7 protein-coding genes are annotated in these 8942 nt (G+C 69.3%); 1 reads left to right on the top strand and 6 read right to left on the bottom strand.

Features of this window, described 5'->3' with window-relative positions:
• The first annotated feature begins 362 nt into the window (after positions 1 to 362).
• Complete coding sequence (locus tag K0817_RS00740; protein ID WP_253735092.1) at positions 363 to 1202, top strand: endonuclease domain-containing protein; 840 nt, start codon at positions 363 to 365, stop codon at positions 1200 to 1202.
• Positions 1203 to 1419: 217 nt separating this feature from the next.
• Here the strand turns inward: K0817_RS00740 and K0817_RS00745 are convergent, their stop codons facing one another.
• The 6 genes from K0817_RS00745 to K0817_RS00770 form a co-directional block, all read right to left on the bottom strand.
• Positions 1420 to 3234: an ABC transporter ATP-binding protein gene (locus tag K0817_RS00745; protein ID WP_219978419.1), complete on the bottom strand. Its 1815-nt coding sequence runs from the start codon at positions 3232 to 3234 to the stop codon at positions 1420 to 1422.
• On the bottom strand, positions 3231 to 5072 hold the full coding sequence (locus K0817_RS00750) for an ABC transporter ATP-binding protein (RefSeq protein ID WP_219978420.1): 1842 nt from the start codon (positions 5070 to 5072) through the stop codon (positions 3231 to 3233). Before K0817_RS00750 ends, K0817_RS00745 begins: the two co-directional genes overlap by 4 nt.
• Positions 5073 to 5485: 413 nt before the next feature.
• Positions 5486 to 5998: a methylated-DNA--[protein]-cysteine S-methyltransferase gene (locus K0817_RS00755; RefSeq protein WP_219978421.1), complete on the bottom strand. Its 513-nt coding sequence runs from the start codon at positions 5996 to 5998 to the stop codon at positions 5486 to 5488.
• A complete protein-coding gene (locus K0817_RS00760) occupies positions 5995 to 7656 on the bottom strand; it encodes a DNA-3-methyladenine glycosylase 2 family protein (protein WP_374209510.1) in 1662 nt (553 codons plus the stop codon). The genes K0817_RS00755 and K0817_RS00760 overlap by 4 nt, the downstream gene beginning before the upstream one ends.
• A 64-nt stretch (positions 7657 to 7720) precedes the next feature.
• Entirely contained in the window at positions 7721 to 8494 is a 774-nt protein-coding gene (locus K0817_RS00765) for a hypothetical protein (protein WP_219978422.1), read from the bottom strand.
• Between the two features lie 117 nt (positions 8495 to 8611).
• Positions 8612 to 8899 (bottom strand): WXG100 family type VII secretion target, encoded by a 288-nt coding sequence (locus K0817_RS00770; protein ID WP_219978423.1) that lies wholly within the window; start codon positions 8897 to 8899, stop codon positions 8612 to 8614.
• Positions 8900 to 8942 lie beyond the last annotated feature (43 nt).

Below are 8942 nucleotides of genomic sequence, written 5' to 3' on the forward strand. Positions count from 1 at the left end.
AGGATCGGGGCCTTACTCGCCGACAACGACGCGAAGCTCCGCCGGGCGGTGAGCGGCTTCACCGCCCGGCGGATGATCGAGCCCACGTCGGAGGATCGGGGCCTTACTCGCCGACAACGACACGAAGCTCCGCCCGGCGGTGAGCGGCTTCACCGCCCGGAGGATGATCGAGCACATGTCGGAGGATCGGGGCCTTACTCGCCGACAACGACGCGAAGCTCCGCCCGGCGGTGAGCGGCTTCACCGCCCGGCGGTGAAGCACGGGCGATCGAGGTTCCTCCCCCGCAGGCGCGTTGCGCTTCCTATCCACAGATCTCACGCGTGAGGGATGGGGGGCGGATGCTGTCGCCCATAGTCGGAGCGTGGAACTCATCGAATGGCTCAGAACTGGCACCGTCGGCATCGCCCATCGCGATCTGGCGGTGGCCCAAGGCGCCAAGCTGTCGCATATTCGGGCCGCGGTTCGAACGGGAGAGGTGCGGGCGATCCGCCGTCAGTGGCTCGCGACACCGGAAGCAACGGGCGAACTCGTGGATGCTGCGACCCATGGTGCGCGCGTAGGCTGCGTCTCGGCGGCCCGGCGGCGAAAGTGGTGGGTGCCCGAGGGCGTCGATGACTCGCTCCACCTTCATTTCCGCGCGCACGGTCGTCCCGCTGACTTCGAGGGCGTCGCGCACTGGAACGCGTCCGTCGCGCCGGCGAGTCACACGTCGCTGCTGGCCTCGGTGGAGGACTGCCTCTCTCAGATCGCGGTCTGCCTCGACCCCGAGTCGGCCCGCGTGGTCTGGGAATCTGCGATCCAGGTCGAGAAGCTCTCGATCGCGGCGCTCCGTGGAGTGAGGTGGACTTCCCGTGCCGCAAAAGAGCTCGCGGAATGCTCGTCGGACCTGTCGGACTCGGGTTTGGAGTCGCTCTTCCTGACCCGGCTCTCGTCGTGGGGCGTCCCTCTTCGACAGCAGATCTTCGTCGCCGGCCACTTCGTGGACGTGCTCATCGGCGAGCGATTGATCGTGCAGATCGACGGCTACGGGTTTCATTCATCGTCGGCGCAACGCTCGAGTGATGTCGCACACGATGCCGAACTGCGACTTCGCGGGTACACGGTGCTGCGGTTCACGTACTCGCAGATCGTCCGTGAGTGGCCCACAGTGGAGCGAGCCCTGTCACGCGCCGTCGCCGCAGGTCTCCATCTGGCGGCTTGAGGCGAGACCCGAGGGCGCCGCCGGGCGAACAACCGCACGCTCCGGCGAACCGCCCGGCGGTGAATTGTCCTCACGTCGGAGGATCGAGCCCGAATGCTCCGACATCGCCCCGGATTTCCGTCGGGCGGATCCGGCGAGGCAGCTCGCGGGGGCGAGCACGGACGACGGATGCCCCGGCCGGCGCAGTCGCGCGGGCCGGGGCATCCGCAACCCGAAGTCAGACCAGCGACTCGCGCCAGGCCGCGTGCAGTTTGGCGAAGCGGCCGTCACCGTCGATGAGCGCGTCGGGGGTGTCGTCCTCGATGATGCGGCCGTGCTCCATGACGAGCACGCGGTCGGCGATCGCCACCGTCGACAGACGGTGCGCGATGATGATCGCGGTGCGGTCGGCGAGAAGCGTCTGCAGCGCGTCCTGGATCTGGCGCTCGCTCGGGATGTCGAGCGAGGCCGTCGCCTCGTCGAGGATCAGCACCGCCGGGTCGGCGAGGAACGCCCGCGCGAACGAGATCAGCTGACGCTGCCCCGCCGAGACACGTCCGCCGCGTTTGTTGACGTCGGTGTGGTAGCCGTCCGGGAGTCGCTGGATGAAGGCATCCGCCCCCACCGCGCGGGCCGCCGCCTCGATCTCGTCGAGCGTCGCATCGGGCTTTCCCAGTGCGATGTTGTCGGCGACCGTGCCGCTGAACAGGTAGGCCTCCTGCGTGACCATGACGATCGCGCGGCGCAGGTCCTTCGGGTGCAGCGACCGCAGGTCGACGCCGTCCAGCGTCACCGCGCCCCGCGTCGGGTCGTAGAAGCGGGACACGAGCTTGGCGAGCGTGGACTTGCCGGCGCCCGTCGTGCCCACGAGCGCGATCGTCTGACCTGCGGGGATGTCGAGCGAGAAGTCCGGCAGGATGACTCCGCCCGTCGAGTACCCGAAGAGCACGTCGTCGAACCTGATGTGCCCCTTGGCGTTCCACAGGTCGACCGGCTTGACGGGGTCGGGAACGGTCGGCTCCTCTTCGAGGACGCCCGACACCTTCTCGAGCGCCGCCGTTGCCGACTGGTACGAGTTCAGGAAGAACGCGACCTCCTGCAGCGGCGAGAAGAAGTTGCGTACGTACAGCACGGCCGCCAGCAGGAAGCCGATCTGCATCGCGTCGTCGGCGACACGGATGCCGCCCCAAGCGATCACCGCCGCCAGGGTGACCGAGGCGACGGCCATCAGCCCCGGCTCGAAGGTGCCGAACAGGCGGATCGAGCGGATGTTGACGTCGCGGTAGTCCATCGCCAGCCCGCCGAACTCGTCGTCGTTGCGCTCCTCCTTGCGGAACGCCTTGACGGCGCGGATGCCGGTCATCGTCTCGACGAACTTCACGATGACCTTCGCGCTGACCACACGCGATTCGCGGTACACCAGCTGCGAACGCAGGTAGAACCAGCGCATCAGCAGGAACAGCGGGATGCCCATCACGATCAGGATCAGACCCGACTGCCAGTCGACGATCAGCAACGCCACCAGGGTGAAACCACCGAAGAGGATTCCCGAGACGAGCTCGTTGAGGCCGCCGTCGAGAAGCTCGCGGATGGTGTCGAGGTCGCTCGTCTGGCGCGAGATGATGCGGCCTGACGTGTAGGACTCGTGGAACTCGAGACTCAGCCGCTGTGTGTGCAGGAAGATGCGCTTGCGCAGGTCGAGCATGACCGCCTGCGTGAGGCGGGCAGCTACGACGACGTACCATCCGATGAGGCCGGCCCCGCCGATCGCGGTGAGCAGGTACACCACGACGACGCCGATCGTCGGCATCCAGTTCATGTCCTCGACGACGGCAGGCAGAGCGTCGCTGAGGCCATACCCGATGAGCGCCGGGCCCGCGACGCGCAGTGCCGTCGAGACCACGAGCACGATGCCCGCGAGGATCAACTGGCCCCGCACGGGAGTGATGAGCGAGCCGAGCAGGCGCAGCGACCGCTTGCGGATCGTCTTGCTCTCGGCGCGGGTGTAGTCCGAGCGGTCTTCGCCGCTCGTTCCGGTGACGGTGGTGGTCACAGGTTCACCTCCAGGTCCTGGTCCTGCTGGCGGGCCCGCAGGCGTGCTTCTTCGACCTCGAGGCTCGAGATCACGTGCCGGTAGTGCTCGCTGGTGCGCAGCAGCTCGGAATGCGTTCCCACCGCCGTGACACGGCCGGCTTCGAGCAGGGCGACGCGGTCGGCGAGCATGACGGTGGACGGGCGATGGGCGACGACGAGCGCGGTGGTCTCGTGCAGCACCTCGCGCAGGGCGTCCTCGACGAGCGCCTCGGTGTCGACGTCGAGCGCCGACAGGGGGTCGTCGAGCACGAGCACCGCGGGACGAGCGGCGACGGCGCGTGCGAGCGCGAGTCGCTGGCGCTGCCCGCCCGACAGCGACAGCCCCTCTTCGCCGATGATCGTGTCGACACCGTCCGGCAGGTCGTCGACGAAGGATGCCTGAGCCACCTGCAGCGCCTCGCGCATGACGGCCTCCGCCTCGGGGCTGCCCGGCACGAGGTCTTCGCGGCCGAGGAGCACGTTGTCGCGCACCGTCTGCGAGAACAGCGTGGCGTCCTCGAAGGCCATGCCGATGTGACGGCGCAGCTCTTTGAGTGTCAGGTCGCGCACGTCGACCCCGTCCAGAGTGACACTGCCGCCCGTCACGTCGTAGAGGCGCGTGGGCAGCGTCGTGAGGGTCGTCTTGCCCGAGCCGGTGAGACCGACCAGCGCCATCGTCTCGCCCGGGCGCAGCACGAGGTCGACGCCGTCGAGCAGGTCGCGTTCATGATCGCCGGCATCCTGATACCGGAAGTGCACACCCTCGAAGGCGAGTTCACCCCGCGCACGCTGGATCGTCTTGGGCTCGGCGGGGTCGACGATCGTGTTCTGCTCGTCGAACACATCGAACAGACGGTCCGTCGCCGTACGGGCGTCGAGCGTGAACGAGAAGAGGAACCCGATCGACTCCATCGGCCAGCGCAGCACCGTCGCCATCGCGAAGAAGGCGATCAGCTCGTACGACTCCAGTTGTCCCGTGGCCGCGAGGTAGATGCCCGCGCCCAAGCAGAGCGCGAACGCGATGTCGGGCAGCAGCACCAGCCAGAACCAGATCCAGCCGACCGCGCGGGCTTTGCTCAGCTCGGTCTCGCGCAGCGTCTCGGCCTGCCTGGTGAATTTCTGCAGCGCGTGCTTGCCGCGGCCGAAGGCCTTGAGCACGCGGATGCCGTGCACGCTCTCCTCGACGGAGGTCGCGAGATCGCCCGCCTGATCCTGCGACTGGCGCGCGAGGGTGCCGTAGGTCTTCTCGAACCGGTAGCCGGCGTACCACAGCGGCGCCGAGGTCACCAGGAAGATCGCACCCAGCAGCCAGTGCCAGCGGAAGAGGAGTGCCGTGCCGACGACGATCGTGATCACGTTGACCACCAGCAGCACCAGACCGAACGCGAGCCAGCGGCGCAGCATGCTGATGTCCTGCATCATGCGGCTGAGCAGCTGACCCGACTGCCAGCGGTCGTGGAACGCGACCGGCAGCCGCTGCAGGCGCGAGTAGAACGTCTGGCGCAGCTCGTACTCGACCATCGTCGCCGGCCCGAGCACGAACCAGCGGCGCAGCCACACCATGGCGGCCTCGGCGAGGCCGAGGACGAGGATCACAGCGGCGCCCCAGCCGATGAGGGCGATGTCGCCCGAGTCGATCGGACCTCGCACGATCTGCTCGAGTACGAGCGGGATCGCCAGCGCGAGCAGGCTCGCAAGCAGCGCGCTGAGCGCGCCGAGGCCGAGGCGCGGAAGCACCGGTTTCGCGAACGGGAGCAGCCGTGCGAGGCCTTTGAAGGTGGACAGTTCGGACCGAGGCGAGTCGACGTTGGAAGTCATGATCCTTGCGGGGATGGTGAGCGGATGACCCGCGATCGGGGTCTACAAGGTGCGCAGAGCGCGAGGAGCCCTCTATAAGAGAGGAACGCTCCGAGAAGCGGCGGTATGCCGGTCAGGGACCGCCGGGACGGGGAAGGGGAGCGACTACGCCTGAATGCGACGCCGCTCCGGGGTTGCGCCGTCCAGTGCGAGGCGGAGGACGAAGACGGGCTTCACGGCGACAACGGCCTGATACATGGCTCCTCCTCGGGGCTGATTGGACGGGGCTGGCGCGCCGCCATGTGAAGCGGCGCGACAGCCCTCCAGCCTATACCTGAGAGTTCACTGACCGCAACAAGCGCTTTCCGCGCTGCCGGAAGACGACGGTCCGGATGCCCCCGCTCGGGGCATCCGGACCGCTCATGTCGGCGACCTCACGACAGCAGCGCAGGAACTCCCGCCTCGCGGTCGAGCAGGCTGCGCTTGACGTCGAGCCCCCATGCGAAGCCCCCGAGCGCGCCGCCCGTGCGCAGCACGCGATGGCAAGGGACGAACAGCGCCGGCGCGTTGCGCGCGCAGATGGATGCCGCGGCCCGGACGGCGCTCGGCGACCCGAGTTCGACCGCGAACTCCGCGTAGGTGAGTGGGCGGCCGGGAGCGATGTCGCGCAGCGCCCGCCAACCGGCGAGCTGCATCGCGGTGCCGTACTGGGCCACCGGGATGCCGTCGATCGCCTCGAGCTCGCCTGCGTAGTACGCGAGCACCGCGGCCGCGGCATCCGTCTCGGCCTTGGCCACTGCCGAGGGGCGATCGGCCGCTCGGACACGGGCGACGATGCGGTCCACATCGTCGCTCCACCCGGACGCGAGCACCCGCGCGTCGTCATCGGAGAGGATCGTGAAGGGGCCGTCGGGGGTATCGACGGTCTGGATGGTCGCTGCGGTCATGATGTCGCTTTCGTCTCGGAGTCAAGGGGAATGGGCCCAGCCGCCGCGCGGCGTCGCGGTGCGGGCCTGGGCGGCACGGCGTTCCAGAGGTGGGCAGTGAGGTAGCTGCGCCACGGTGCGGTGCGCGCAGCCCAGTCCGTGAGCGCACGGGGTTCGCTCGGAAGACCCAACGCACCGGCGCCGGCACGCACCGCGACATCGCCGGGCAGGAAGACATCCGGGTCGCCGAGCACCCGCATGCGCACGTAGTCGGCCGTCCAGGGGCCGACGCCGGGCATCGCCAGCAGCGCGGCACGCTGTTCGGCGGCGTCGTCGCCGGGCGTGAGCACCAGGGAGCCGTCCGCCAGTGCTGCCGCGGCTCCGGTGATCGCCCGGATGCGGGCCGCCGGCCCCCGCAGCACCTCGTGACCGCGCTCGGCGATGACCGCCATGGTCGGGAAGAGCTTGGTCGCCGTCACTGCCGTGCCGTCGAGGCTCTGCACATCTTCGCCGAGCGCGGTGGTCAGGGCCGTGAGGGCGGTGCGCGCCGCGACCACCGTGATCTGCTGGCCGACCATCGCGCGGATCAGCATCTCGTGCGGATCCGCCGCGCCGGGCACGCGAATGCCGGGCAGCGCGGCCACCGAGGCAGACAGTTCCGGATGCCGCGACAGCGCGTCGTCGATCGCGATCGGATCGGCGTCGAGGTCGAACAGCCGCCGGGCCCGCGTGACGAGTGTGGAGAGGTCGGCCAGGTGGGAGAGCCGCGCGTGCAGTCGCACGCGACCGGAGCCGCCTGCCTCGACATCGTCGTATCGCAGCTCGAACCACGCCGGACCGCCGGGTAACCGCAGCGTACGCGCGAAGCTCGATGCCGTGGCGAACTCGGTGCCCGAGACGGCGCGCGCCGCCATCCAGGCGAACAGCCCGGGGGCATCCAGCGGACCTCGGTGCGGCAGCGCCAGGTCGATGGCGGTCGGACTCGCGAACGGTGCGGACAGCGCGTCCGCCTCGGGCAGGTCGGAAACGACCCCGGCGCTCCCCCGGGCGCCGCGCCGCACCGCCCGGCGCCGGGCGCGGAGCTCGAGCGGCGCCACGCCGAACACCTCACGGATCGTGTCGTTGAACTGCCGCACACTCGCGAATCCGGCCGAGAACGCCACGTCGGCCGCAGGAAGATCCGTGCCGACGAGCAGCATGCGAGCGGTCTGGGCGCGGTGGGCGCGACTGAGCGCCAGTGGCCCCGCGCCGAGCTCGGTGGTGAGCAGGCGCGTCAGATGCCGTGGCGAGTAGCCGAGCCGTCGCGCCAGCGCGGGGACCCCCTCGCGCTCGACGACACCGTCGGCGATGAGCCGCATCGCGCGTCCGGCGATGTCACCGCGCAGATTCCACTGCGGCGACCCCGGTGCCGCCTCGGGCAGGCAGCGCTTGCACGCCCGGTAGCCGGCCTCGTGCGCAGCGGCGCTGGTGGGATAGAACGTGACGTTCGACGCCTTGGGGGTGCGGGCCGGGCAGCTCGGGCGGCAGTAGATGCCGGTCGAGCGCACTGCGGTGACGAACTGACCGTCGAACCGCGTGTCGCGGGAGTCGATGGCGCGGTAGCGCTCGTCGAACGTCATGGAAGCGACACCCCAGCGCTCGCTCGCCGCCGCCGCGATCGGTGTCGTCGTGAAGGTCATGACCTCAGCCTGACACGTCCTCCCGACATCCGCTCGCGGAAATCGGACACGGCGGTGGAACCCGTCAAGGGCGGTCCTGGCGTGGTGCCATCGTCATGCCGAGAAGACCGATGCGCACGTCTCCGGCACGAGTGAACTGCTCGGCGCCGATCAGGCCGCGGTCGCCGAGCACGACCAGCGCATGCTGGATATCGGAATGGATCCGGGCGCGCTCGTCCGGATCCAGCTCGCCGAGGGCCCGCTCGAGCCGGGCGAAGTTCTTGCGCCAGCGGGTCGTGCCGGTCTCGGCCGGTCCGCGACTGAACACGAAGTGCAGGGCGCCGACCACGACATCGGCGACCATCCCCACGATCCCGACGGCGAATGCGGCCGAACCCTGGGCGATCGCGAGAACGGCGATCACCGCGGCGATCGACGAAGGCACGAGATGGAGGAAGCCGAGAAGCCGCCCGATCTTCGGATCGGTCCCCAGGGACTCCAGGCGCTCCTGGATGAGGCCGATTCCGCCGATGACCGCCGCGATCGCCGCGAGCACCCCGGCGAGACCGACGGGCGCGATGTCGTCCCGGTCGAACGTCCACGCTGCCAGGATGAAGGCCGCGACCGCGGGGAGCGTGAAACTGGCGATGTGCGACACCGTCAGCAGACCGCCCCATGGCGTCGCGAGGCCCTTCGAGAGATCCCTCCATGCCTCGGCGGGAGCGAAGAAGGACAATGCCCGGCGGAGCGCCGGTGTATCGTTCAGCGCTCGCGCCTCGAGTTTCCACCAGTCGATCGGATGCCACGCGGACGCCGCACGCGCGTACCGGGTCGCGGGGCCCTCGGTCACATCCGCCATGTCACGCGTCCGATCGTCGGGCGTCGACGAGGCCCTGCGGTCGAATGCCGCGGTCGGGAGAAAGATCGCGCCGCCCGGTCCGCGACGGACCCGGCGGCGCGATCACTGCGTCGCGGTTCAGCCGCCGGCGAGCTGCTGATCCAGGTCCTGGATCGCACGCATCATGCCCAGCAGCGACTCCGACATGTCATTGATGCCGTCCACAGCACCCCTCAGACCCGTCGTCAACTCCGAGTAACCCTCACCGAACTTGCCCGACGCGTGCTGCGTCTTGAAATCCTCACCCAGCAACGTGTCCACCTGGCTCTTCAACGAGTCCAGCTGACCCTGAATGTCATCACGAGCCTGCGACAGCGACGACGCCACCTGCTCCATCTCGCTATACGAAGCACCGAAATCGGCCATCGTCAACTCCCTCACTCAGAAACCCGACCCACCCCGGGCCGAC

It is taken from the genome of Microbacterium sp. HD4P20, assembly GCF_019449275.2.
Lineage (GTDB): Bacteria > Actinomycetota > Actinomycetes > Actinomycetales > Microbacteriaceae > Microbacterium.

Bases quoted from the DNA above. Each gene is read 5' to 3' on its own strand.
- K0817_RS00750 (WP_219978420.1), bottom strand. From the start codon at position 5,072: ATGACTTCCAACGTCGACTCGCCTCGGTCCGAACTGTCCACCTTCAAA.
- K0817_RS00755 (WP_219978421.1), bottom strand. From the start codon at position 5,998: ATGACCGCAGCGACCATCCAGACCGTCGATACCCCCGACGGCCCCTTC.
- K0817_RS00760 (WP_374209510.1), bottom strand. From the start codon at position 7,656: ATGACCTTCACGACGACACCGATCGCGGCGGCGGCGAGCGAGCGCTGG.
- K0817_RS00765 (WP_219978422.1), bottom strand. From the start codon at position 8,494: ATGGCGGATGTGACCGAGGGCCCCGCGACCCGGTACGCGCGTGCGGCG.
- K0817_RS00770 (WP_219978423.1), bottom strand. From the start codon at position 8,899: ATGGCCGATTTCGGTGCTTCGTATAGCGAGATGGAGCAGGTGGCGTCG.